The organism is Rhodococcus sp. SG20037 (assembly GCF_031763325.1).
Classification (GTDB): Bacteria; Actinomycetota; Actinomycetes; order Mycobacteriales; family Mycobacteriaceae; genus Rhodococcus_F; species Rhodococcus_F qingshengii.
In genome coordinates, this window is the sequence record NZ_CP134497.1 from 3445486 (window position 1) to 3470335 (window position 24850).

At 62.9% G+C, this 24850-nt stretch carries 24 protein-coding genes; 8 read left to right on the forward strand and 16 right to left on the reverse strand.

Features of this window, described 5'->3' with window-relative positions:
- Positions 1 to 7: 7 nt before the first annotated feature.
- The 5 genes from argC to RHP72_RS15885 form a co-directional block, all read right to left on the reverse strand.
- The gene (gene argC, locus RHP72_RS15865) at positions 8 to 1078 is read right to left on the reverse strand and encodes an N-acetyl-gamma-glutamyl-phosphate reductase (protein ID WP_030536727.1); all 1071 of its coding nucleotides are present in this window, start codon (positions 1076 to 1078) and stop codon (positions 8 to 10) included.
- 38 nt (positions 1079 to 1116) lie between these two features.
- A complete protein-coding gene (locus RHP72_RS15870) occupies positions 1117 to 1578 on the reverse strand; it encodes a hypothetical protein (protein WP_054187435.1) in 462 nt (153 codons plus the stop codon).
- Positions 1579 to 1680: 102 nt separating this feature from the next.
- Entirely contained in the window at positions 1681 to 2616 is a 936-nt protein-coding gene (locus RHP72_RS15875) for an SDR family oxidoreductase (RefSeq protein ID WP_054781544.1), read from the reverse strand.
- Positions 2613 to 3524, reverse strand: coding sequence for a bile acid:sodium symporter family protein (locus RHP72_RS15880; protein WP_007736251.1), 912 nt, complete (start codon positions 3522 to 3524; stop codon positions 2613 to 2615). Before RHP72_RS15880 ends, RHP72_RS15875 begins: the two co-directional genes overlap by 4 nt.
- A complete protein-coding gene (locus RHP72_RS15885; protein WP_311093580.1) occupies positions 3524 to 4843 on the reverse strand; it encodes an NAD(P)/FAD-dependent oxidoreductase in 1320 nt (439 codons plus the stop codon). Before RHP72_RS15885 ends, RHP72_RS15880 begins: the two co-directional genes overlap by 1 nt.
- A gap of 56 nt (positions 4844 to 4899) precedes the next feature.
- Here RHP72_RS15885 and RHP72_RS15890 point away from each other — a divergent pair, with 56 nt between their 5' ends.
- Positions 4900 to 5961 carry an Lrp/AsnC family transcriptional regulator gene (locus RHP72_RS15890; RefSeq protein WP_063316069.1) on the forward strand — a complete coding sequence of 354 codons (1062 nt, stop codon included), beginning with the start codon at positions 4900 to 4902 and terminating at the stop codon, positions 5959 to 5961.
- Between the two features lie 58 nt (positions 5962 to 6019).
- Here the strand turns inward: RHP72_RS15890 and pheT are convergent, their stop codons facing one another.
- From pheT to infC, 6 genes are all read right to left on the reverse strand, one after another.
- Complete coding sequence (gene pheT / locus RHP72_RS15895; protein ID WP_311093581.1) at positions 6020 to 8506, reverse strand: phenylalanine--tRNA ligase subunit beta; 2487 nt, start codon at positions 8504 to 8506, stop codon at positions 6020 to 6022.
- A 60-nt stretch (positions 8507 to 8566) separates the two neighbouring features.
- Positions 8567 to 9637, reverse strand: a complete 1071-nt coding sequence (gene pheS, locus RHP72_RS15900; RefSeq protein WP_003944109.1) for a phenylalanine--tRNA ligase subunit alpha — start codon at positions 9635 to 9637, stop codon at positions 8567 to 8569.
- Positions 9638 to 9807: 170 nt separating this feature from the next.
- Positions 9808 to 10638: an RNA methyltransferase gene (locus RHP72_RS15905; RefSeq protein ID WP_030536731.1), complete on the reverse strand. Its 831-nt coding sequence runs from the start codon at positions 10636 to 10638 to the stop codon at positions 9808 to 9810.
- 23 nt (positions 10639 to 10661) lie between these two features.
- Positions 10662 to 11051: a 50S ribosomal protein L20 gene (rplT, locus tag RHP72_RS15910; RefSeq protein WP_003944011.1), complete on the reverse strand. Its 390-nt coding sequence runs from the start codon at positions 11049 to 11051 to the stop codon at positions 10662 to 10664.
- A gap of 63 nt (positions 11052 to 11114) precedes the next feature.
- Positions 11115 to 11309: a 50S ribosomal protein L35 gene (gene rpmI, locus RHP72_RS15915; protein ID WP_003944043.1), complete on the reverse strand. Its 195-nt coding sequence runs from the start codon at positions 11307 to 11309 to the stop codon at positions 11115 to 11117.
- A gap of 43 nt (positions 11310 to 11352) precedes the next feature.
- Entirely contained in the window at positions 11353 to 12045 is a 693-nt protein-coding gene (infC, locus tag RHP72_RS15920) for a translation initiation factor IF-3 (RefSeq protein ID WP_003944008.1), read from the reverse strand.
- 369 nt (positions 12046 to 12414) lie between these two features.
- Here infC and RHP72_RS15925 point away from each other — a divergent pair, with 369 nt between their 5' ends.
- Together RHP72_RS15925 and RHP72_RS15930 are read left to right on the forward strand one after the other, a co-directional pair.
- Entirely contained in the window at positions 12415 to 12783 is a 369-nt protein-coding gene (locus tag RHP72_RS15925; RefSeq protein ID WP_007736262.1) for a DUF1844 domain-containing protein, read from the forward strand.
- A gap of 1 nt (position 12784) precedes the next feature.
- Positions 12785 to 13201 (forward strand): DUF1801 domain-containing protein, encoded by a 417-nt coding sequence (locus tag RHP72_RS15930; protein ID WP_007736263.1) that lies wholly within the window; start codon positions 12785 to 12787, stop codon positions 13199 to 13201.
- A 5-nt stretch (positions 13202 to 13206) separates the two neighbouring features.
- On the opposite strand, the gene RHP72_RS15935 is transcribed toward RHP72_RS15930, so the two are convergent.
- The gene (locus tag RHP72_RS15935) at positions 13207 to 13917 is read right to left on the reverse strand and encodes a YafY family protein (RefSeq protein ID WP_064112535.1); all 711 of its coding nucleotides are present in this window, start codon (positions 13915 to 13917) and stop codon (positions 13207 to 13209) included.
- 80 nt (positions 13918 to 13997) lie between these two features.
- On the opposite strand from RHP72_RS15935, the gene RHP72_RS15940 reads away from it, so the two are divergent.
- Positions 13998 to 14705, forward strand: coding sequence for an alpha/beta fold hydrolase (locus RHP72_RS15940; RefSeq protein WP_030536734.1), 708 nt, complete (start codon positions 13998 to 14000; stop codon positions 14703 to 14705).
- A 71-nt stretch (positions 14706 to 14776) separates the two neighbouring features.
- On the opposite strand, the gene uvrA is transcribed toward RHP72_RS15940, so the two are convergent.
- Positions 14777 to 17737, reverse strand: coding sequence for an excinuclease ABC subunit UvrA (gene uvrA / locus RHP72_RS15945; RefSeq protein ID WP_024487477.1), 2961 nt, complete (start codon positions 17735 to 17737; stop codon positions 14777 to 14779).
- A gap of 174 nt (positions 17738 to 17911) precedes the next feature.
- On the opposite strand from uvrA, the gene RHP72_RS15950 reads away from it, so the two are divergent.
- The gene (locus RHP72_RS15950) at positions 17912 to 18598 is read left to right on the forward strand and encodes an MBL fold metallo-hydrolase (protein WP_058227016.1); all 687 of its coding nucleotides are present in this window, start codon (positions 17912 to 17914) and stop codon (positions 18596 to 18598) included.
- Positions 18599 to 18626: 28 nt separating this feature from the next.
- On the opposite strand, the gene RHP72_RS15955 is transcribed toward RHP72_RS15950, so the two are convergent.
- A complete protein-coding gene (locus tag RHP72_RS15955; protein ID WP_225320039.1) occupies positions 18627 to 19193 on the reverse strand; it encodes a DUF2716 domain-containing protein in 567 nt (188 codons plus the stop codon).
- Positions 19194 to 19438: 245 nt separating this feature from the next.
- Here RHP72_RS15955 and RHP72_RS15960 point away from each other — a divergent pair, with 245 nt between their 5' ends.
- The 3 genes from RHP72_RS15960 to RHP72_RS15970 all read left to right on the forward strand — a co-directional run bounded on the left by RHP72_RS15960 (position 19439) and on the right by RHP72_RS15970 (position 23331).
- Positions 19439 to 20371 carry a DoxX family protein gene (locus RHP72_RS15960; RefSeq protein WP_081557925.1) on the forward strand — a complete coding sequence of 311 codons (933 nt, stop codon included), beginning with the start codon at positions 19439 to 19441 and terminating at the stop codon, positions 20369 to 20371.
- 132 nt (positions 20372 to 20503) lie between these two features.
- Entirely contained in the window at positions 20504 to 22786 is a 2283-nt protein-coding gene (locus tag RHP72_RS15965) for an ATP-binding domain-containing protein (protein WP_007728751.1), read from the forward strand.
- 83 nt (positions 22787 to 22869) lie between these two features.
- A complete protein-coding gene (locus RHP72_RS15970; protein ID WP_007728747.1) occupies positions 22870 to 23331 on the forward strand; it encodes a DUF732 domain-containing protein in 462 nt (153 codons plus the stop codon).
- 1 nt (position 23332) lies between these two features.
- Here the strand turns inward: RHP72_RS15970 and RHP72_RS15975 are convergent, their stop codons facing one another.
- Both RHP72_RS15975 and RHP72_RS15980 read right to left on the reverse strand, forming a co-directional pair.
- Positions 23333 to 23785 (reverse strand): universal stress protein, encoded by a 453-nt coding sequence (locus tag RHP72_RS15975; protein WP_003944055.1) that lies wholly within the window; start codon positions 23783 to 23785, stop codon positions 23333 to 23335.
- A gap of 188 nt (positions 23786 to 23973) precedes the next feature.
- The gene (locus RHP72_RS15980) at positions 23974 to 24849 is read right to left on the reverse strand and encodes an SCO6745 family protein (protein ID WP_007728746.1); all 876 of its coding nucleotides are present in this window, start codon (positions 24847 to 24849) and stop codon (positions 23974 to 23976) included.
- Between the last annotated feature and the right edge of the window lies 1 nt (position 24850).

Sequence of the window (24850 nt, forward strand, 5' to 3'; positions counted from 1 at the left end):
TCGGTGCTCACGGAGCTACTCCCACGGTAGAGAGACCTGCGGTCTCGGGTAGGCCAAGGGCGAGATTCATCGATTGCACCGCGCCACCGGCGGTGCCCTTGGTGAGATTGTCGATTGCCGAGATGACAACGAGCTGACCGGCGTCGGCGTCAACGGTGACCCCGATCTGTACGGCATTGGATCCGATCACGGCACCGGTCTGCGGGAAGACTCCGGCAGGCAGTACGTGGATGAACGGCTCGTCGTTGTATGCCTTTTCGTAGATTTCACGCGCTTGCTCTTCGGTGGCCGTGGTGGCTGCCGTGCAGGTCGCGAGGATGCCGCGCGGCATGGGCGCGAGGACTGGAGTGAAGGAAACACTGATGTCCTTGCCGCCTGCGGCCGAAAGATTCTGAATGATCTCAGGGGTGTGGCGATGGACACCTCCGACACCGTACGCACGGACGGAGCCCATGACCTCGGAACCCAGCAGATCGGCCTTCGGCGCCCGGCCGGCGCCCGAAGTGCCACTGACCGCAACCACGTTCACGTGCGACTCCACGATCCCCGCGGCAACGGCGGGGGCCAGCGCGAGGCTCGCAGCCGTCGGGTAGCAGCCCGGAACGGCAATGCGGGTTGCGCCTACCAATTTCTCACGGGCACCGGGCAATTCAGGAAGCCCGTATGGCCAGGTACCGGCATGAGTGCTCTTGTAGTACTTCTCCCAGGCTGCGGAATCCTGCAGCCGGAAGTCCGCGCCGCAGTCGATGATGACCGTCGATTCGGGTAGCAACTTGGCGTACTGAGCCGAATTTCCGTGCGGGAGACCGAGGAAGACGACGTCGTGACCCGAGAGGATCTCGACAGTGGTCTCTTCGAGTACCCGCGACGAGAGTGGAAGCAAGTGCGGATGATGCTCACCGAGCGTCGAACCGGCGTTGCCACCGGCGGTCAGCGAACCGATCACCAGGCTGCCGTCGACATAGGAGGGGTGCCCGAGAAGCAGACGCAGAACCTCACCACCGGCGTACCCACTGGCGCCGGCAACGGCGACTCTGATCGGCTTGCGTGCGTTCTCGGTCGTACCACCTTCAGTCATGTCACACAGTATGCATCATTGTGCATCGGAATGCATAATTACTTACCCATGGATCGCCGGATCTCCTCGAGCTTGGCCTTTGCGGCCTTCTGGCGCTCGTCCCACTGCTCGTCGACGGACTTTCCGGCAGGACTCTCGTGCGCCAGTTCGGACGAACCTATTGAAGTACCGAAGCGCCCCTCTATCTTCTCCCGAACGCGGTCGAAAGTGGGCACTCCCCCTTCGGTGTAGTCGGGTTCGGGAATTCTCGGATCGGTCGCAAGTACCACCGGGACGTCGATGATCTCGTCGACCTCCACAACGGTGTCGGGCAGTTCGACTTCTTCGGCGTCGGTGATCTCGTTCTCGTCCTCGACGCGGTTCGGCTCGAGGCTCGCGGCAGCGGTGTCCACCACGGAAAGAAGGACCGACAAACTCGGACGACGCTCGACCACTGCGCGGACGACCGCGAGGAAGTCCTTGTCGTCGAGTGCACTGGCGGCCTCGACTACCTGGTGCACGGACCCATCATGTTCGGACCCATCATTTCGTGACACTGTCAGTCCCTTCTCGAAAACGCCGACGGACAATTCCGATCCTTCCACGACCGTCCGTCGAAGGGGTCAGCGTGACGCGAGATACGCGGCAAACGCTTCCTCGCTCGAATATTCGGGGACGTATCCGAACTGTTCCTTGAGCCGCCGATTGTCGAGAACCGGTCGGTACTGGAGAAATCCGACGCGCTCCGGACCGTGTTCCGTTACGCCCAATCGCCGTCCGACGCGTAGAACGCCTCGCAACAACCATGCAGGAAGCGTCACCGTGCTCTTGCCCATCCGGGAAGCCAACTCGTCGACGGTCAGCACGCCGTCGCCCGCGACATTGAAGATGCCCACTTGGTTTCCGGTCACGGCCTCCGCAAAAGCGCCCGCGACATCGGTGTGCCAGACGAAGACGAAGGGGCTGTCGCTCCCGGCAACCTTGAGCAGCTTGCGGCGATCGAACAACGCGGTGATCTGATTGTCGACGCTCTCGCCCAAGATCGTGCCGATCCGGAAGACAACTTGTTCCAACTCCGGGTGTTCGACGCGATATTCGGCGAGCATCTCCTCGACCAGGCGTTTGTGGCGACTGTATGTGAATTCGTCGTTGCCTCGGACAGGTACGTCCTCGGTGATCCACGGTGGGTTGTCGGAGTGGTAGCCGTACGCCGCTCCGGACGAAGACACGACGACCCGTCCAACCCCGTGTTCGACGCAGGCCGCGAGCACGTTTCGTGTCCCGTCGACGTCGACGCGGTACTCCTGCTCTGCTGTCGTTTTCTTGCCGGGATTCACGATGGACGCAAGGTGGATCACGACGTTCGGTCGGTACTGACCGAACACCCGCCCCAATTCTGTGGGGTCGCAGACGTCCGCCCTGACGCGGCGGATGCGATCGTCCGGCGTGTCCTTGACCGTGAGGTCGACACAGACGACGGTGATGCCCTGCGCGATCAGTGCGTCGATGACAGCGGTACCCAGGAACCCGTTTCCGCCCGTGACGAGTGCGACGGTCATGCCGGTACCGCCTTTCGGGCGCGTCGCTTGGACCAGATCGTCGCCAGAGCCAACCCGGCGATGATGTCCCAGATCCCCCACCAGCCGGCCACGACGGCCATGCCACCGAGCCCGTCGAAGAACGTGAACACCAGGCCAAGCCCCAGCCCGGCATTGCGGATGCCGACCTCGAAAGAGACGGCGCGACGGCTGTATTCGTTCAACCCGGTGACGGCGCCGCAGAAGTATCCCAGTGCTAGGGCAACCGTGTCGTGCAGGAAGACCGCGAGCAGTACCACCCCGATGTAGTCGACGAAGTACGACGCGTTCCCCGACACCCCCGCGACGATGAAGATCAACAACGCCACCAACGAACCGTTTTTCACCCAAGGCTGCGCTTTCGCGGCGATCTCCGGAAACCTTCGTGCCGCCCAGATGCCGAGAACGAACGGCACACCGATGATCAGGGCGATTTGCGCGACCATCTCGAGCGCATTCAGGTTCACGGACTGCAACAGAGCGTCGGTCTCCGGGCGTCGGCTCCCCCAGAACGCAAGATTGAGCGGCATGAGGAAGATCGCGAGGACGTTCGACACCGCCGTCATGGACACCGAGAGTGCGACGTCGCCGCCCGCCCGGTGAGTCAGGACGTTCGAGATGTTCCCTGGCGGGCAGCACGCCACCAGGATCATGCCGAGTGCTACCGACGGAGCCGGCGAGAGAATCAGCGTCAGGAGAAAAGTCACTGCCGGCAACAGCAGGAACTGCGCAGCAATACCCACCGCCATCGCCTTGGGTTTGGTGAGCGCACGACGAAAGTCGTCGACCGAGGTGTCGAGGGCGATCCCCAGCATGATCGCGGCCAGCACCGCGTTGAGGATCATCAACGATCCCGGGTTGAAGTTGAGCACCACGTCGTCGATCGGCATCACTGTCCTCCCTTCGTCAGAGCGGCATCAAGCAGTCCGATGTGCCGCTTGATCGCCGAGCGGTAGGCGTCCTTGTTCACGTAGTAGGCCATTCGTCCCAACTTCAGGTACTTGTATCCCCCGGACAGATCGGGAGGAGGACCGGCCGCCGCCGCCGAGAATTCCCGCGCCGCGGCGGGGGCTTCGGTACGTGCGGTGATCAATTTGGCCACCAACTCGGCCTGCTCGAAACGGCCCTGCCACCCGAGACCGGATGCTTCGACCATGCCGAGAACAAAGAGATTGTCGTGGCGGCGACTCGCGACGTTGAGGAACAGGTCCGGGGCAGCGCCCGACCAGTCCAAGTCCTCGCGCGCGATGAAGGGATAGTCGAGGTGATACCCCGTGGCGCAGAGAACGAGGTCGTAGTCGGCAGACGATCCGTCGACAAACCGCACCGTCTTCCCCTCGAACCGGTCGACGTCGGCGCGCACGTGCACATCACCGTGCCCGATGTGGTGCAGGATCAACGAGTTCACGACCGGATGCGATTCGTAGATCTTGTAGTCCGGTGCCGGAAATCCGAACCGCACCGGATCACCCGTGAACTGCTTGAGTACCAAGGTGTCGACGCGTTGTTTGATCCACGGCGGCAACGGCTTTCCCTGATTCAAGGTGTCCGAGGGTCGGCCGAACAGATACTTGGGGACGAAGTAGTAGCCTCGCCGAACGCTCAGGTCGACGCACTCGGCCTGGTGGACGGCATCGACGGCGATGTCGCATCCACTGTTGCCCGCTCCGATGACCAGTACCTTCTTCCCGCGGAAGATCTCGGCGCTGCGGTACTGGCTCGTGTGCATCAACGTGCCGGTGAAGTCGCCCCGGAAAGTCGGCATGTTCGGCTTCGACAGCGTTCCGTTCGCGATGATCACGCCTCGATACCGCGCGACTGTTGTCTCACCGCTGCGACTGCGCGTGGTGACCTGCCATAGCGAATCGACCGGCGAAACTTCGACGACGGTAATGCCGAAGGCAAAGTGCCTGCGAAGATCGTGAGTATCGGCGTAGTCGCGGAAATAATCGGCAAGTTCGACGTGGCTCGGGTAGTCGGCCACCGAATCGGCCATCGGGAACTCCGCGAATGCGGTGGTGCCCTTCGAAGAGATGAGGTGCGCCGACTCGTAGACGGTGCTGTGCGGGTTGTCGATGTCCCAGAGCCCACCGACGTCGTCGTGGCTCTCGAAGCCGTCGAACGCTATCCCGGCCCGATCGAGGTTTCGCGCGCCGGCCAATCCAGACGGGCCCGCTCCGATCAGCGCGTACTTCTCCTCTGTGATCATCCGTCGAGCGTCGCAGATAGTCCGAATCTTGCAGCAATATGCCGGATAATGACGTTATGAGTGCACCAGATGCCGGCAACGGTCGCAGGATAGATGAAATCGATCTGAGGATAATCAATGCGCTCCAGCTCGCACCGCGATCGAAGTGGCTTTCGTTGGCCGAACCACTCGAACTCGACGCCGCGACTCTCGCCCGTCGTTGGAATCGACTCTCCGAATCGTCGTTGGCCTGGGTCACGGTCACTCCAGGGCCACAGGTCCTGGGCAGCATCGTCACAGCGATCATCGAAATCGATTGCTCACCTGCTCTTCTCGACACCATCGCGGCACGGCTGACTCGCTCGGCCCACGCCGTGACCATCGAAGCATCAACGGGCAGAGCAGATCTGCTCGTCACAGCCGGTACCGCGGATCTGGCGTCGATGTCGCGCTTCATCTCGGAAGACGTCGCAACGATCGACGGTGTACTGGCGACACGAACCTCGATCATCACACGCTGGTTCACCGAAGGTGGGCGATGGAGACTCAATGCGCTGGCACCGTCCGAGAAGGGTGTGCTGACCACCAGCGAAAACCGTACTGCCGTGCGCGCTCGGCCGACCGGGATATCCGAACAGGATCGCAAGGTTCTGACGAAGCTCGCTTACGACGGGCGCACTCCCATGAAGGAGTTGGCCGACGCGATCGGTGTCAGTCCCGCTGCGTGCAAACGCCAGATCGACCGGCTCACGTCTTCGGGGTTGGTGGCGCTGCGGTGTGAATTCGCGCGGCCGCTGGCCGGGCTTCCCGTGCTCGCCACTTTGTGGTGCCGCGTCGAACCCGAGCTTCTCGATACGGCGGGACGAGTGCTGAGCCGAGCGCCGGAAGTCCGAAACTGTTTCGCGGTGGTGGGCGCCGACAACCTGGTGGTTCAGTTGTGGCTGCATTCTCCTGCAGAACTCGATGCATTCGAAACTCGTCTGCGCAAGGAGATTCCGGGTCTTTGCGTCACGGAACGATCCATCGTGCTGTATTTGCGCAAACTGCTCGGCCACGTGCTCGACCAGCAAGGGCGACGGACGGACACCGTTGCGCCAGATGTGTGGCTTTCCGATTCACCTCAGTCGAAAAGCCGATAACACGACAGAGCCCACGACCACCGGCAACGGTCGTGGGCTCTGTGATCAGTTGAGGAAATCAGCCGCGCATCTGCGCACCGACGGCCTTGGACGCCGCCTCCACTGCCGCATCACGCGCGGCACTGGCCTCGTCCTCGGTCAGCGTCCGGTCGACACCACGGAATCGCAACGCGAACGCGAGCGACTTGCGGCCTTCACCGACCTGCTCGCCCTCGAAGACGTCGAAGAGGCGAATGTCTTCGAGAAGTTCGCCGCCGCCGGAACGCAGAGCTTCCTGCACCTTGGCTGCCGGAATGTCGCGATCGACAACAACTGCCACGTCCTGGAGCACTGCGGGGAACGGCGAAATGCGCGGAGCGGGCAGATTCTCGACCAATGGCAAAGCGTCGAGATCGATTTCCAGTGCGCAGGTGCGCGCGGGCAGTCCCGCGCGCTCGAGAACAGCCGGATGCAGTTCGCCCGCATGACCGACTACGTTGCCGTCAACGACAACCTCGGCGCAACGGCCGGGATGCCACGGCAGGTACTGCGCCGCACGCAGTTCCACCTCGACGCCTGCTGCAGCTGAAATGACCCGCACGGCTGCAAAAGTGTCCGAAGCCTCGGCCTGACGGCCAGGACCCCAGGGGCCGCTCGGCTCACGCAAACCACTCAACACTGCAGCGATGTGCACGGGCTGAGCCGGCAACGACGCGATCAGGTTCGCGATCTGCTCGTCCGTCGGACGACGATCCACCGGCAATGCATCCACCGGCTTGGTGTCGGGGCCCGGCAGGACGACCTGCGCGATGCCGTACAGCGACAGATCACGCTGACCGCGAGAAGCGTTGCGAGCCAGGATCTCCAGCAGACCCGGGAGCAGCGTGGTCGCCAACTCCGGACGATCGGCTTCGAGCGGGTTGAGCACCTTGCTGGTGTTGCGGCGCGGATCATCCGCGTCGAGGCCCCAGACGTCGAAGACGTTCGTCGGCAGGAAGACCGGAGGAAGGACCTCGACGTAACCGGCGTGAGCCACGGCCTTCGAGACCGTGCGCTTTCGCCGCTGCGACGGAGTCAACCCACGTCCGGCCGGAGCGGCGGGAAGCACAGACGGGATCTGCTCGAGACCTTCGAGGCGAAGAACTTCCTCGACGAGGTCCGCAGGCTGCACCAGGTCCGGACGCCACGACGGCGGCGTCGCGACCAACTGGCCGTGTCCTTCTTCGCTGACGCCGACCTCGACGTTGCAGCCAACCTGGGTGAGGCGGCGAGCTGCGGTGCCGTTGGGGTACGTGACTCCGGCGACACGGTCGGGCAGGTCGATATCCATGCGAATGGCAGCGCGAGGGGCGACATCGCCCACGTCGGTCAGGACCGGTTCGATCCGTCCGCCGGCAATCTCGACCAGCAGAGCGGCTGCGCGGTCGACGGCCGCGAGCGGAATTGCCGGATCGACGACGCGCTCGAAACGCTTGCTCGCCTCACTCGGCAGCTTGTGCCGGCGCGCCGTCTTGAAGACTGCGAGCGGATCCCAAGTAGCTCCTTCGAGGAGGATGTCCGTCGTTGCCGTTCCCACCTCGGTGGTTGCGCCGCCCATGACGGCAGCCAGCGAGATGACTCCGGAATCGTCGGCGATGACAACGTCTTCGGGATCGAGCGTGCGTTCGACGTCGTCGAGCGTCGTCAGCTTCTCCCCCGCCTTGGCGCGACGGACCACCAGGTCGCCCTGCACCGAGGTCGCATCGAACGCGTGCAGAGGCTGACCGAGTTCGAGCATCACGTAGTTGGTGACGTCGACGGCCGGCGAGATCGGGCGAACACCCGAGAGCAGAAGTCGACGCTGCAGCCACCACGGGCTCACTGCCTGCGGATCGATACCCGTGATCTTCCGCATCACGAAACGCGAAGCCTTGGACTCCGGTTCGAGGCGCACCGGCCAGGCTTCACCCTCAGCCGGGTGAGCGGGAACCGAAGCGGGATCGGCGTATTCGAGATCGAAGCCGCACGCGAGTTCTCGCGTGAGACCGCGGACCGAGAAGCAGTAGCCACGGTCCGGGGTGATGTTCAGTTCGATGATCGTGTCACCGAGACCGAGCAACTCGTTGCCGTCCGCGCCGGGTTCGGCGGTACCGGGCTCGAGCACCAAGATGCCCGAATGGTCTTTGCCGATACCGAGTTCCGAGACGGAGCAGATCATGCCGTCGGACACCTGGCCGTACGTCTTGCGAGTGGCGATTTCGAATCCGCCGGGCAGCACCGCGCCGGGCAACGCAACGACGACGAGGTCACCCTCGTTGAAATTACGCGCGCCACAGACGATGCCGCGAGGCTCGGGTTCGCCGACCTCGACCTGGCAGAAGCGGATCGGCTTCTTGAACTCGGTCAGTTCGGTGATGGAGACGACCTTGCCGACGACCAACGGGCCGTCGATCGCCTCGAGTGTGTCGAGTTCCTCGACTTCGAGTCCCACCCGGACGAACCCGGCGTCCAGCTCTTCCGGGGTCACCTCCCAGTCCGGAGTTGCCCGCTGCAGGATCTCGGTCAGCCAGGATTGCGCTACTCGCACGTCTGCTCAGCTCTCTCGTTTGTCGATAAGTCTTTGTGAAGGTTCCGCGGACCGGATCGGTCAGCCTGCGACACCGAAGGGCAGCGTGAAACGCACGTCACCCTCGACGATGTCGCGCATGTCCGGGATACCGTTGCGGAACTGCAGGGTCCGCTCGAGGCCCATGCCGAATGCGAAACCCGAGTACTCGTCGGGATCGATACCGCTGGCGCGCAGAACGTTCGGGTTGACCATGCCGCAGCCGCCCCACTCGACCCAGCCTGCGCCGCCCTTCTTGTTCGCGAACCAGACATCGACCTCGGCCGACGGTTCCGTGAACGGGAAGTAGTTGGGGCGCATACGGGTACGCGTCTCGGGGCCGAAAAGGGCACGAGCGAACGCGTCGAGAGTCCCGCGCAGGTTGGCCATGGTCAGGCCCTTGTCGACGGCCAGGCCTTCGACCTGCGAGAAGACAGGCGTGTGGGTCGCATCGAGTTCATCGGTGCGGAACGTGCGGCCCGGGCACACCACGTAGATCGGTACCTCACGCGAGAGCATGGTGCGGACCTGCACCGGCGAGGTGTGGGTACGCAGCACCTGGCGCGAGTTCTCGGGTGCCAGGTGGAAGGTGTCCTGCATCGTGCGGGCAGGGTGATCCGGCAAGAAGTTGAGCGCGTCGAAGTTGAAGTGCTCGGTCTCCACCTCCGGACCCTCGGCAACTTCCCAACCCATCGCGACGAATACGTCGGCGACCTGCTCGGAAATCAGGCTGATCGGGTGACGCGCCCCGACGGGGTGACGATCGGAAGGCAGAGTGACGTCGATTGCCTCGGCAACCAACACCGCGGCGTCACGCTCGGCGAGGAGGACCTCACGACGAGCGTCGTACGCGTTGTTGATCCGAGTGCGGAAGATGTTGACGCGCTTACCGGCGTCCGCCTTTTCCTTGCCCGGAAGGCTGCCGAGTCCCCGGCGAGCGAGGGCGATCGGGGACTTGTCCCCCAGGTGCTCCACCTTGACGTGCGCCAGCGCATCCAGGTCAGCGGCGTCCGCCAGCGCCTTCTCGGCGTTCTCAGCCGCAGCGGTCAACGCCTCTTCGGTGAGTACACTCGCGTCGACCTCCGGCGGTGTCGCGCCCTCATTTTTGGCCACGGCTGTGACGCTCCTGTCGCTTCTCGGTTTACTTCTCGTACTGCGTGCTTCTTGTACTGCTTACTTCTTGTACTGCGAGCGAGCTTTCGAACTCGCTCGAGCATTGTCTCTGCTCTTGTATTGTCTCAGGCTTCCGCAAATGGGATTCCGTGAGGTCTTCGCGTGCGTTTTCAGCCGTGATCGGTGGCGCGATTTTGCACCCGCGCGCTTGCGTACAGGCAAATTGCCGCCGCTGTCGCGAGGTTCAAGCTTTCGGCGCGGCCATGGATCGGAATCCTGACCCGATGATCAGCCTGCGCGGCGATCGCCGGATCGAGACCGTGCGCTTCGTTACCGAACAGCCAGGCCGTCGGCTTGCTCAGCAACTCGTCGGCCTCGTCGAGATCGACCTCGCCGTCAGCTGCAGTCGCGAGAATCTGAATGCCGGCTGCGCGAATCTGCTCGATCACCGACACTGTGTCTCGATCGCGGACGACTGGCAGGTGAAACAGGCTGCCCGCCGACGAACGAACGACCTTGCCGTTATGCGGATCGACGCTGTCGCCGGCGAGGATTGCCGCATCGGCACCCACTGCGTCGGCGATGCGAATGACGGTGCCCGCGTTACCTGGTTCGTTGACCTCGACCGGCACTGCGAGCAGGCGGGTCTCCTGATGGACGGCTGCGCTCAGCGGTACGTCCAGTAGATCGCTGACGGCAACGAGTCCGGGCGGCGTGACGGTATCGCTGAGAGCTTTGATTGCTCGATCGGTCACACGAGCAACACGAACTCCAGCGGTCAGCGCCCGATCGATGACGTGCTGATAGCGCTCGGCTGCGTCCTCGGTGTAGAAGAGGTCGTGTACCGGGCGGGCCTCGCCATTCGAGAGTGCACCGTTCAACAGTTCGGTGACCGAGTTCTCGCCCTCGACGAGGAAACGTCCTGCTTTGCGTCGTTCTGCTGTGCGCAGGAGCTTGACAGCAGAAACGACCCGCGGAGTCCGCTCGGTGAGCGGGTCCACGGGCCGTTGCTGTGATGCGTGAATCAGGCTGCTTCTCCGGCAGGAGCGTTCACGTCAGCCGGCAGAGCGGCCTTCGCGAGTGCGACCAGGCCGGCAAAGGCCTCGGCATCGGAGACAGCGAGCTCGGCCAGGATCTTGCGGTCGACGTCGACCTCTGCCAGACGCAGGCCCTGGATGAGGCGGTTGTACGTGATGTCGTTTGCACGAGCTGCAGCGTTGATACGCGTGATCCACAGCTTGCGGAACTCGCCCTTGCGCGCACGACGGTCGCGGTACGCGTAGGTGAGCGAGTGGAGCTGCTGCTCCTTGGCCTTGGTGTACAGACGCGAACGCTGTCCACGGTAGCCGCTGGATGCAGCAAGAATTGAACGACGCTTCTTCTGGGCGTTGACCGCCCTCTTTACGCGTGCCACTTGAAAAATCCTGTCAATCTAGGGGCTGAAAGTACGGCCCCGGGTGGTCAGTAAGGGGGCGACTCAGATGCCGAGCATGCGCTTGATGCGCGGAGCGTCGTCAGGGCTGACAACAGCGACACCGTCGAGACGACGGGTAACCCTGCTGGACTTGTGCTCGAGAAGGTGGCGACGGCCGGCCTTCTGGCGCATGAGCTTTCCGCTGCCGGACACCTTGAATCGCTTCGAGGCGCCGCTGTGGCTCTTCATCTTGGGCATGGAGTCCTCAGTTCTTGTTACGTGGTGGATCTTGGGAAATCGACTAGCTGGCCGGAGCCTCGGGAGCGGCATCGCCGGTCGCCGGTGCTTCCGGAGCTGCTTCACTGGAAGCCGGTGCGGCCGGAGCCGGACGCGGAGCAGCCTGAGCCACTGGCGCCTGAGCGCTCTCCTGCGCCTTGACACGAGTCTTGGCGCCCTTGTGCGGTGCCAGGACCATCGTCATGTTTCGGCCGTCCTGCTTTGCCGAGGTTTCGACGAATCCGAGATCTGCGACGTCTGCTCCCAGACGCTGCAGAAGGCGGTAGCCGAGTTCGGGGCGTGACTGCTCACGTCCGCGGAACATGATCGTGACCTTGACCTTGGAACCGGCTTCGAGGAAGCGAACGACGTTGCGCTTCTTGGTCTCGTAGTCGTGGTCGTCGATCTTGGGTCGGAGCTTCTGCTCCTTGATGACCGTCAGCTGCTGGTTCTTACGTGACTCACGTGCCTTCTGTGCAGCCTCGTACTTGAACTTGCCGTAGTCCATGATCTTGCAGACCGGTGGACGGGCGTCAGGAGCTACCTCGACCAGGTCGAGGTCGGCCTCAAGGGCCAAGCGGAGTGCATCTTCAACACGCACGATGCCTACCTGTTCGCCGCCAGGTCCGACCAAACGAACCTCGGGAACGCGGATACGATCGTTGATGCGGGTCTCAGTGCTGATGGGGCCTCCTAGGTTGAACGGTGCGGTCTTCATGACCGCACGCAGCCCGTACCGCCCGCACCCCAACAAAAAAGCCCCGCTGTGATGATTGCTCATCCGCGGGGCCCGATGTCGACCGATCACATAGGATCCAGCTCACGCCGAAACCTATCTCCTCGACTGAGCGAGGAACCTGACGAAGAATGATCTCCGATAACAGGTGACCGGAACCACTGAACTGCAGTTTCACCTGCCGTGCAGAGGTGGGAGTCGGACTCCACTTGCTGCCCCCGAACAAGTCGGAGGCGGTCGTTGCAACAAGAGTAACAGGTCGCCACAGATGAAAGAAATCGGTGCCGCTCCCAGTGCTGCCGGGAGAGGCCCGATTCAACACCGTCACGGCCTGATGGAATCCTTACATCCATGAGTGAGAACTTCGAGGCAGAACAGAACACCGACGGCGCGAACCCCGACGTCCGCGAACTCTCCGAAGTTCCCGCGGTCGAGGTCATCAGCCGCGCTGCAGTGATGCTGATGAGTTCGGCTGCCGAAAAACTCGGCCTCTCCGACGCCGATCCGTCTTCCAGCCCCTACCTGGACCTCGACGAAGCGCGTCGCGTCATCACGGCACTTGCCGGACTCGTGACTGCGTCGGTCGAATACCTCGGCCCTCATGCCGGACCCATCCGTGAAGGCCTCCAAGCCCTGCAGCGCGCATTCCGTGAGGCGTCCTCGCACCCGGACGAGCCAGGAAAGGGACCGGGCGAGAAGTTCACCGGTCCGGTCTACTGAGTTGGCAACCGCCAACAAGACTCAACCGACGCCCGAGGACGTCGACGCATTCATTTCACGCGTCGACGACCGCAAACGCGCCGACGCCGTGGAGCTGATCTCCCTGCTGTCGGCCGCAACCGGCGAGCCTGCTGTCATGTGGGGCTCGAGCATCATCGGATTCGGGGCACGGCACTACCGATATGCGAGTGGCCACGAAGGTGACACCCCACTGATCGGGTTCTCCCCCAGGGCCACCGCGCTCACGTTGTACTTGTCGCTGAACTTCGACGACTACACCGACACGCTCGCTCGCCTCGGCAAGCACAAAATCGGCAAGGGCTGCCTGTACGTCAAACGGCTGAGCGACGTCGATATGACGACCCTGACCGAACTGATCACGGATTCCGTTGCCGCAGCCCGCAACATGATCGACTGAGTCACTCACCCACGGGGAGAAACAGGCCGAGCGTCTTCGGGCGGTTGCCCGAAGACGGTCGAATCGCGTGGTGTGAAGTGATCGTTCGTCAGCGTGGCCCGACGCATTCGATCGAGTCGAAACCACCGCACGGCGTCGCGCTCGCGACACCAGCCGATGAGAAACCACTGACCACGGTCCTGCGCCAGAATGTGCGGCTCAACTGCCCGCACCGTCTCCGCACCGTCCCCATCCACGTAGTGCAACGACACGACTCGACTCTGTTCGAGACCCTGCTCGACGGCCTGCCGGTTCGCGCGCGAATCCGTCAGAGCCCCGCCGTCACCGCGAATCCACACGCGGCCACCGAGCTCGGCGACCTTGCGACGACTCTCCTCGTCCATCACATCGAGCAGTTTCGCCAGCGCTGCTCGCCCATCCGGCGCAAACGGAGCATCACCCATCGCCGTCAAGGCCAACGCGATCGAAACTGCCTGCGGAACAGTGAAATTCACCGGCGGCAGCGTGGCGCGACCCACGAGTCGGTATCCACCTCCGGGACCTGAGCGCGCTTCGATCGCCGCACCCGACATCATCAGCGTCTCGATATCCCTCTTGATCGTCCGGGTGGTGACACCGAATTCCTCGGACAATCGGGAGCACGTAGTCCCTCGATCGCCCTGTCGCCGAAGTTCCTCGACGAGAGCATGCAATCTCGCAGCTCGATTCACGTTCACCAGTGTCTCAGATTCCGATACCAAACGGTGACATAATTGGTGACACTCTGTTGTCACCAACTCGGGTGCACTGTAAGTACATGAAAACTCACATCGTTCTTGTTCCCGGATTCTGGCTCGGTTCATGGGCTTGGGATGCAGTACTCCCCCACCTCGAGCGTTCCGACACCCGCGTGACCAGCCTGACACTGCCCGGGCTCGACGCAGTAGACACAGATCGATCAGCGGTCACCTTCGACGCTCACGTCCGTGCAGTCGTCGACGCCGTATCGGACTCCGACGAGCGCACGGTCTTGGTCGTACACAGCGGCGCCGGCCCGGTGGGGTACGCCGTCACCGATCGCATCCCGGATCGCGTCGCTCGGATCGTCTACGTCGACTCGGGCCCCATGCCCGACGGCGCAGCGCTGCGACCGGATCTGGCCTCCGATGTCATCGAGATTCCGCTCCCCACGTGGGCAGAGCTCGAAGCGGACGGCAGCAGCCTCGAAGGACTCGACGAGAAAGCTCTGGAGACGTTCCGCGCCAACGCGGTACCCGAACCGGCTGGGCCCGCGCGTGAGCCGATTGTCCTGACGAACGAAAAGCGCTACCAGGTGCCGTCAACCGTCGTTTGCAGCACGTTCCCCTCCGCGGTGATCGCCCAGATGGCCGACGGAGGTCATCCGATGGCCGCCGAACTGGCGAAACTCCCCGTGACGTACGTCGACCTCCCGACCGGCCATTGGCCGATGTGGTCGCGCCCCGAAGAGGTCGCCAACGTAATTCTCGAGACCAGCACTTCCTGATCGACAAAGCAGTGATGCCGGGTCGATTCCGACCCGGCATCACTGACCGATTTCTACTTGCTCACGTTCTACTAGCTCACGGAAGCGGCTTTCTTCCGTGGCGCGGCCTTCTTTGCGGCAACTGCCTTCGTCGCACGCTTCTTGGTGATCGGCTTGGCCTTGACCGGCGCGTGCTGTGCGGTGAGAACCTCACTGAGGAACTTGCCCGTGTAGCTCTCGGGGACCGCGGCAACGTCTTCCGGCGTACCTTGCGCCACAACGGTTCCGCCGCCGGATCCACCCTCGGGTCCCATGTCGACGACCCAGTCCGACGTCTTGATCACGTCGAGATTGTGCTCGATCACGATCACGCTGTTGCCCTTGTCCACCAGACCGTTGATCACGATCAGGAGCTTGCGGATGTCCTCGAAATGCAGACCCGTGGTGGGCTCGTCGAGGATGTACACCGTGCGACCGGTGGACCGCTTCTGCAATTCGGCGGCGAGCTTGACGCGCTGCGCTTCACCACCGGACAGAGTCGGAGCCGGCTGACCCAGTCGGACATAGCCCAGGCCGACGTCGACCAGCGTCTTGAGGTACCGGTGAATTGAGGTGACCGGCTGGAAGAACTCGGCTGCTTCCTCGATAGGCATGTCGAGTACCTCGGCGATCGACTTGCCCTTGTAGTGGACCTCGAGCGTTTCGCGGTTGTACCGGGCGCCGTGGCACACCTCGCAGGGCACGTACACATCCGGCAGGAAGTTCATCTCGATCTTCAGCGTTCCGTCGCCGGAGCACGCCTCGCAGCGTCCGCCCTTGACGTTGAACGAGAATCGGCCGGGCTGGTAACCGCGGACTTTCGCTTCCGTGGTGGCCGCGAACAGGGTTCGGATCTTGTCGAACACGCCGGTGTACGTCGCCGCGTTCGATCGTGGAGTCCGGCCGATCGGAGACTGATCGACCTGCACGAGCTTGTCCAGCTGATCGAGACCGTTGATTCGTGTGTGACGCCCAGGTACCTGGCGTGCACCGTTGAGCTTGTTCGCCATGACGGTCGCGAGAATGTCGTTGACCAACGTCGACTTGCCCGAACCGGAGACACCGGTGACAGCGGTGAGAACACCCAGCGGGAAACTCACGTCGATGCCGTCGAGATTGTGCTCGCGAGCTCCGACGACCGTGACCTGGCGTTTGCGGTCCACCGGTCGACGAATGGCCGGAACCTCGATGAAGCTACGACCTGACAGGTAGGCGCCGGTCAGAGATTCTTCACACGTCAGCAGTTCTTCGTATGGCCCGCTGTGGACGACCTTGCCGCCGTGCTCGCCGGCGTACGGTCCGATGTCGACTACCCAGTCGGACGTGCGGATCGTGTCTTCGTCGTGCTCGACGACGATCAGCGTGTTGCCGAGGTCGCGCAAGCGCGTCAGGGTTTCGATCAGTCGTCGATTGTCACGCTGATGCAGGCCGATGGACGGCTCGTCGAGTACATACAGCACGCCGACGAGTCCGGAACCGATCTGCGTTGCCAAGCGGATTCGCTGGGCCTCGCCACCGGACAACGTGCCAGCGGCACGCGAGAGGGAAAGGTATTCCAAGCCGACGTCGAGCAGGAACCCGAGTCGTGCCTGAACTTCCTTGAGGACCTGACCCGCAATCGCCTCTTCGCGCGAGCCGAGAGTGAGGCTGTTCAAGAAGTCCGCGCAATCGGAGATCGACAGTTCACAGACCTCGGCGATGGACTTACTGCCGAAGTCCCCAGCCGCGATAGTTACCGACAGGATTTCCGGGCGCAGGCGAGCACCACCACACGCCGGGCACGGGGTGTCGCGCATGTACCCGTCGTACCGTTCCTTCATCTGATCCGATTCGGTCTGCTCGAGCCGGCGATGCAGGAACGGCATCACACCTTCGAACTCCGCGTAGTAGGAACGGGTACGGCCGTACCGGTTCTTGTACCGGACGTGAACCTGCTCCTCGCTGCCTTCGAGGATTGCTTTACGGGCCTTCGCCGGCAACTTGTTCCACGGCGTCTTCATGTCGAATCCGAGAATGTCGCCGAGGCCGGACAGCAAACGTCCGAAGTACTCCGAACTCTGGCCCATCGACCACGGCGCGATTGCTCCGTCTTCGAGACTCAGGTCGGGATCGGGAACCACCAGATCCGGGTCGACCTCCTTGCGGATACCGAGGCCGGTGCATTCCGGGCAGGCGCCGTAGGGCGAGTTGAAGGAGAACGAGCGCGGTTCGAGATCGTCGATCGCGAGTGCGTGGCCATTCGGGCAGGCCAACTTCTCGGAGAAACGACGCTCACGATCAGGTGCATTTTCTTCACGGTCGACGAAGTCGAGGACCACGATGCCTTCAGCCAAGCGAAGTGCGGTCTCGACCGAGTCGGTCAGGCGCTGCTTCGAACTCGCCTTGACCTGCAATCGGTCGACCACTACTTCGATGTCGTGCTTTTCCTGCTTCTTGAGCTTCGGCGGATCGGCCAGCGAATGGACGACACCGTCGACGCGCACTCGCGAGTAGCCCTGGGTGTTGAGCTGATCGAAGAGATCGACGAACTCGCCCTTACGAGTACGGACCACTGGTGCGAGGACCTGGAACTTGATGCCCTCCTCCATCTCGAGCACCTGGTCGACGATCTGCTGGGGCGTCTGACGTGCGATCTTCTCACCACACACCGGGCAGTGCGCCGAACCTGCGCGGGCATAGAGAAGTCGGAGGTAGTCGTAGACCTCGGTAATGGTGCCCACCGTCGAACGGGGGTTGCGGTTGGTCGACTTCTGGTCGATCGACACCGCAGGAGACAATCCCTCGATGAAGTCCACATCCGGCTTGTCCATCTGACCGAGGAACTGACGCGCGTATGCCGAGAGCGACTCGACGTAGCGGCGCTGACCTTCGGCGAAGATCGTGTCGAACGCGAGGCTGGACTTGCCGGAGCCGGACAACCCGGTGAAGACGATCAGGCTGTCTCGCGGGAGGTCGAGATCGACTCCTCGCAGATTGTGCTCACGCGCACCCCGCACGATCAGGCGATCCGCCACACCAATTCCCTTCATTGTCAATCGTCCGGGGCCGTCCCCCCGGAGAAGTCTCGAGTGGCCTCGCAAACGCGAGTCCTCGAGCGATCGTCATCGTAGGCCGAGCCACCGACACGTTTTTCTCACCAGGCGAGCCCATCGCTCTACCTGCCCCTATTCGAAGGTAGCCTGCGTTTCATGACGAATCAGCCCATCGTGATCGACGACTCCTACACCGGTCAGCTCTCCCCCGATTCTGCCCCTCAGCGGCGCACGGTCGAAGGCGCCGTCATCACGAAGATGTCGGTCGGCCCCATGGACAACAACACTTACCTCGTCGTCTGTTCCACGACCGGGAAATCTCTCCTGATCGATGCGGCCAACGAAGCCGAGAAGATCATCGCGCTCATCGCACAGGAAGCACCTGTTTTCGATTCCATCGTCACCACCCACCAGCACGGCGATCACTGGTTGGCCCTCGAAGACGTTCACGCCGCAACCAAGGTGCCGACCGCCGCGCACCCCCTCGACGCAGAGGTCCTTCCCGTCACCCCGGACGTACTCCTCGAAGACGGCGACAAGGTGACCGTTGGCAACTTGAGCCTCGACGTTATTCACCTGTCCGGCCACACGCCCGGCTCCATCGCGCTGGCTCTCACCGAACCGAGCGGACAGGTTCACCTCTTCACCGGCGACTCACTCTTCCCCGGCGGAGTAGGCAAGACCGCCGACCCCGAGAAGTTCACTTCTCTACTCGACGACGTGGAAAACAAGCTGTTCGGAAGGTACGACGACGCGACCGTCGTCTACCCCGGGCATGGCAAGGACACGACGCTCGGCGCCGAGCGCCCGCACCTGGCGGAGTGGCGCGAACGCGGTTGGTGACGTTTCACCTGTTCCGTACTGGACCCCGCTAACCGACTTGGCTGTCGACCTGTTCACCGTTGACTCGAAGTCGCGGAAGCCAGGTCGACAGAGTCCGGCCCAGTCCTTCGACCATCCGTTCCCCGAACACACACAGCGTGCGTTCCCACGGATGGCCGAAGGTCCCTTCCGTGAAGTCGTCCCGACTGAATATGTAGTAGTCACCGTTCGGATAGACCGGGACACGCCACTCCGCAAGCTCCTTCGCAGCAGCATGTGCCTCCGCGTCGAAGGTGTAGCCCGGATGCTGCCAATCCAGAACGACGAAGTTGGGATCGTCGTTCCAATCGGTGACAAAACAGCGCAACGCTTCGGCGTTGATCGCATCCACGCGAGCGGCCCACGCCCCGGGAGTCGCAGCTGGCGCCGCACCCAAATCGAAGACCACGGACGGGATGGGCTCGGCGATGGCGGGCCAAGATCGTGCGTCGATGCCGGGCGTGAACCCAAAGCGGTCACGAAAGACCGCCCAGTTTCTCTCGTTCTCCTCGTCCGACAGCTGTCCCCAGCCGGTGGGAAGGGTCGAGCCGAAATTCTGAGTCATCTTGGTGGTCACAACACCATCGTGCTCGAACGGTGAGCATACTGTGACACCTTCGAACACGCCGTATGCGGATACGCGGTAACGGATACTTCAGAACGGTGCGTCCGGATCAGTGGAGAAGTCATCGTCGCAGTACAGCGCGCTTCGGCGACCAGGAATCCGGCGACCGGGTCAGGCGTGCCGGGATCGCCGAACCGGACCAATTCCTTGTGAGATCGCTAGGGTGGAAAACGAACCTACATCGGGAGGCTTGAAACATGCTGGTACGTCGAATTGCTCGTCCACTGCTTTCCACGATCTTCATCGCCGGGGGAATCGATGCTTTGCGCAACCCCGCTCAGCGAGCAGCCAAAGCGTCACCGCTGATCGACAAATCCGTCGAGACGCTGCCAGGAGCAGTGACGCAGAAGGTGCCTGCTGATCCGGAAACACTCGTCAAGATCAACGCCGCCGTCCAGATCGGCGGCGGTGCCCTGCTGGCCACCGGCAAGGCGCCGCGGCTCGCGTCGTTGGTGCTCGCGGGGAGCCTGGTACCGACCACGCTTGCCGGTCACGACTTCTGGAACGAAACCGATCCGTCACTGCGAGCGATGCAGCGCACAAACTTCATCAAGAACGTCAGCTTGCTCGGCGGACTGATGATCGCCTCCGTCGACACCGAGGGCAAGCCGTCGCTCGGCTGGCGTGGCCGCCGCGCCGCGAAGAAGGCCCAGGCGTCTATCGCCGCAGCACTTCCATTGGTCGCATCGCAGACCGATCACACGAGCGATCGCGTCGAACACGCTCTGTCGGTGGCGTCCGAACGCGGTTCCGAACTTGCCGAAACCGCGAAGGCACACGGCACGGATTGGCTCGAACTTGCCAAGGAGCGCAGCTCCGAGTTCGCGGAGATCGCGAGCAAGCGAGCCGCGGAATTCGGAGAGGTCGCCAAAGAACGCGGCCCGGACATCCTCGAAGTCGCGCAGAAGCGCGGCTCCGAACTGGCCGAGACCGCACGCGAGCGCAGCGCCGAACTGGCAGAGCTGGCGAGCAAGCGCAGCTCCGAGTTCGCCGAACTCGCCCTCGAGAAGAGCAACGAGTGGGCCGAAACGGCGTCGGAGCAAACCGAGGTGCTGGGTAAGCGTGCTCGCAAGCGCGCCGAGAAGGCGCTCGAAAAGGCTCGCGCCAAGAAGGACGAATTGGCGCACTGAGTGCACCGAAAAACACGGTCAGGCCACCTTCGGGTGGCCTGACCTGTATCTATGCGGCAGTTCATCTGGGGGAACTAGACTGTCTTGGCGCTTTTGCAGCGCGTGAATTTCTCATCAAGCCTAGGAGATCCTTTGCCCGACGCGGACCCGTCACTGAACGAGCAAGAGCTCGAGCAGCAGTACGTGACGATGTTGTACTCCCGTCTCGACGATCTTCGAAAGTATGCCCAAACTCGCTTGAGCACGGTCCTCCTCGAGACCGGCGGAACCCCGCAAGCACGCAGCGAACGCGAATCCTTCAACGCCATGTACACCGAGGATCTCGCCAAGTACGACGCAGCCGAGAACGGAATGTGTTTCGGACGCATCGACTTCGACGACGAGCGACGCTACGTCGGCCGACTGGGAATCCTGGACACCGACAACGACTACGAAACGCTGCTCCTCGACTGGCGAGCTCCGATGGCACGCCCGTTCTATCTGGCGACGCCCGCGGCACCTGAGGGCGTGAAGCGGCGACGCCATATTCGCAGTCGGAGCCGCACAGTCACCGGCATCAACGACGAATACCTGGACCTCGACGCGGCCCGCGCCGCAGGCGTGGTGACCGAAGCCGGCGGCGTCGCCGGTGAGAGCGCTCTCCTGGACGCTCTGAACGCAGCGCGTACGGGTCAGATGAACGACATCGTCGAGACCATTCAGAGTGAGCAGGATGCCATCATCCGCTCCGAGCACAAGAGCGTTTTGGTCGTCCAGGGCGGTCCGGGTACCGGCAAAACCGCAGTCGCCCTTCACCGTGCCGCCTTCTTGCTCTACACCTACCGCCAGCAACTGGCCAAGGCCGGTGTTCTCATCATCGGGCCGAACGCGACGTTCCTCGACTACATCAGCCAGGTCCTTCCTTCACTCGGTGAGACCGGAGTTCTACTCTCGACGATCGGGGACCTGTACCCCGGAGTGCGTGCGACTCGTACGGATTCCCTCGCCGCCGGTGAGATCAAGGGTTCCCTCGCGATCCTCGACGTGCTCAAGAACGCCGTCCGGGATCGGCAGGAAGTTCCGTCGAAGCCGATTACCCTTCGATTCGACACGTACGACTTGAAGCTGGATCGAAAGACTGTCACGAAGGCGCGCGGGCGTGCTCGGTCGTCGCGTCGCCCACACAACCTGGCGCGCCCGATCTTCGTGGCAGCAGTCATCGAGGCGTTGGCACTGCAGATGGCCGAACTCATCGGCGGAAACCTCGTCGACGGTGGGTCACTCCTCAGTCGGGACGACATCGCCGACATTCGCGACGAGATGCGTGAGGACCCTGACATCATGTCCGCCATCGGAAAGCTGTGGCCCGAATTGTCGCCGCAGCAAATCCTCGCGGAACTGTGGACGTCGCCGGCGAGGTTGGCCAAGGCAGCGCCGCAACTCGACGACGCCCAACGCGACGAGCTTCTGCAGAGCGTCGGACCGGGTTTCAGTGCGGCCGATGCTCCCCTGCTCGACGAACTGGCCGAGATTCTCGGCGTCGACGACGCCGCCGAACGCGAACGCGCACAACGTGAATGGCGCGCGCAGATCGCCGACGCCCAGGGCGCCCTCGACATCCTCACCGGGTCTGCACCACAGGATCTCGAAGACGAGATGGATCCCGAGATCTTGATGGCGTACGACTTGATCGACGCCAGCCAACTCGCCCAACGCCACGATCAGGGCCAGCGCCAGACCACGGCAGAACGCGCTGCCGGCGACCGAACCTGGACCTACGGTCACGTGATCGTCGACGAAGCCCAAGAGCTCTCCGAAATGGCGTGGCGAATGCTGATGCGGCGCATACCGAATCGCTGGATGACGTTGGTCGGCGATACAGCTCAGACCGGTGATCCCGCGGGAACTTCGTCCTGGCAGAAGATTCTCGAGCCTTACGTCGCCAAGCGCTGGAAGCTCACCGAACTGACCGTCAACTACCGAACTCCCTCGGAGATCATGGATGTCGCGCACCGTGTGCTCGAAGAGATCGACCCGGAGCAATCCGTGCCCCGGTCGGTACGCGACAGCGGATTCGCGCCGTGGGCGCTCAAGACCACGGCCGAAGAATTGGAATCGACCGTGCGCCGTTGCATCGAGTCCGAGTCGCATCCCGGTATCACCGCAGTGATCGCCGGTTCCGAGGTCGTTGCCGATCTGGCGGGCATTGCGAGTGACACCGTAAGCGTCCTGTCCGTCAAGGACGTCAAGGGACTCGAGTTCGACACAGTGTTGATCGTCGAACCTGCCGACATTCTCGACGAGTCACCACGCGGAATGAACGACCTCTACGTCGCATTGACCCGCGCTACCCAGAGGCTCGGCATCATTCACGTCGAGTCGCTCCCCTCGGTTCTCGACGGCGTCGAAGCAGCAGAGTTGGCCTTCGATTCGTGAGCATCACGGAGTAGGTTCGTGCGTGACACCACGAATGGTGGTGTCACTCCAATTTGTGTCGACGACTGAAGGAATGACCCCTCGTGCTTGGCCTGCCCGCAAGTTCCGCCGCACCCATCCGCAAGATCGCTCGCGTGGTGATCGGCGTCGGGATGCTTGCGGCGGTGACAGCCGGTTGCTCAGAGGATGATTCGAGTTCGACGGCTGCTGCCGGCAGCGACGACATCGCTGCTGTTGCTGCCGCACCGACAGAAAAACCGGTAGACGAGGCAGATCGGCTGCGGGCGGCGCTTGCGTCTACCGGGGTCACGCCCGCCTTTTCCGACGACATGTTGCAGGCGCTCGGTGACGGCGTCTGCCAGCAGCTCGCGGCCGGAACGGATCGAGCGATGATCATCGCGAATCTGCGGGCGGTATCGCTGAACGGAGCAAGCGAACCAATGGTCACCTCCGGAAACGGCTCGGCCGCATCGACAACACCCCCCAGCGCCGATCAGCTGGCTGAAGTGTTCGTCGATGCGGCCGAGGCCGACTACTGCCGGTAGTTCAGCGAACGGTGTGCACGATCAGGACATCGGACGTCGCCTTGCGAGCGGCATCGGAAGGCACCGATCCGAGTAGACGCCCGGTCAACGTGTTCAATCCGCGATTTCCGACGACCAGCAAGTCGCCCTTCACCTCGTCGAGCAAAGCGAGAAGCGATTCGACGGGAGCGCCGACGACGGCGCGCTCGACAACATCCTTTGCCCCCTGGGCATGTGCGCGCTCACGAGCGGTGCGAAGGATCTCGTAGGTCGGAGCGGAACCGGTGACCTGGTAGGCCTCGTTACCCAACGCATCAGCGGCAGCGCTCACGTCCTTGGGATCAGCCGGGTAGTACGCACACGCGATGACGAGCTGAGCGTCCGAGCCACTGGCAATGGCGGCAGCTCTGTCGACTGCCTTCAGTGACGACTCGGAGCCATCGGTTCCTACGACAACGGTCCGGTAGGCACTCATTCATTCCTCCATGGTTACGGGACGGACGGTACGGCCGGCACCGGGCGCAACGCTGTTGCGCCCGCTCGACAACCGCTGCGCTGACATTAGCGGGATTGTGCCGCGGATAGTGTTATTTGCAGTACACGCCACAAGCCCACAGTGAATGTGATTCTTCGTCACAGACACATTTGTTCGGTGGTGACCACTCAGCGAAGTTTGCCAAAGCGGGGCCCGAACAGCGCCGCCGGAAATACTTCCTGCTCGACCAGGGCGGTACGCCACGGCGTCGCCAATTCCAGCAACCGCTTGGCACCCTCCTCACCCAGCGCATCCCACGGAGCCAAAGCGAGGTCGTCCGTCAGGTCTTCGACGACGTCACGCAAGTCCTGCCCGTCCTCGGTCAGCGCACCGGACGAACGATCCAGCAGTTCGCGGTCCTTCAAACTCTCGACGGCCTCGTCCCACTGTTCCTGCGACCATCCGCGACGAGTCTGCGCGAATTTGCGCTGAAACCCGATTCCCGTCGCGGTGTGCGTGATCAACGCGTCCAGGCCGTTCAATCCCGCGGTCTGAAGGGCCGCAATGTGGCCGTCACCGCGATACTCACGCAGCAGTGTCAGCGCGTGCCAGAAACGCAGGTGCGGCTCGGCCGGCCAGTCGAGCGACGCCCAACCCGCGTACAGAGGGCGGCCGTCCACTCCAGGAATGTTCTGGGCAGCGATCGACACGAGTTCGGCGGCCTCGGCCATGTCCGCCGATCCTGTCACGTCTGCACCGAACAGGCGGACGTACGCCGCGTCGATTGCCCGATACCGCGCGGCGACAACCTCTGTGGGCCTTGCCAATTCCCAGGCACGTGGGATGACACTGGCGATCAATTCAGGATTGAAGTTGAAGAAGGTGGCCGTGACGACAGTCGCGGGTGGAGCGCCGAGCGGAGCTGATCGCCCGGCAAAGTACACCATTCGGCCAGGCTCCAACCCGACGCCGACAAGTTCCTTCTCCGTCTCCGGGACGAAGTACGCCAAGGAATGGAGAAGTTCGAGAGTCCGCGCGGTCTTGCCTGCAGTCTGTGCATCCATA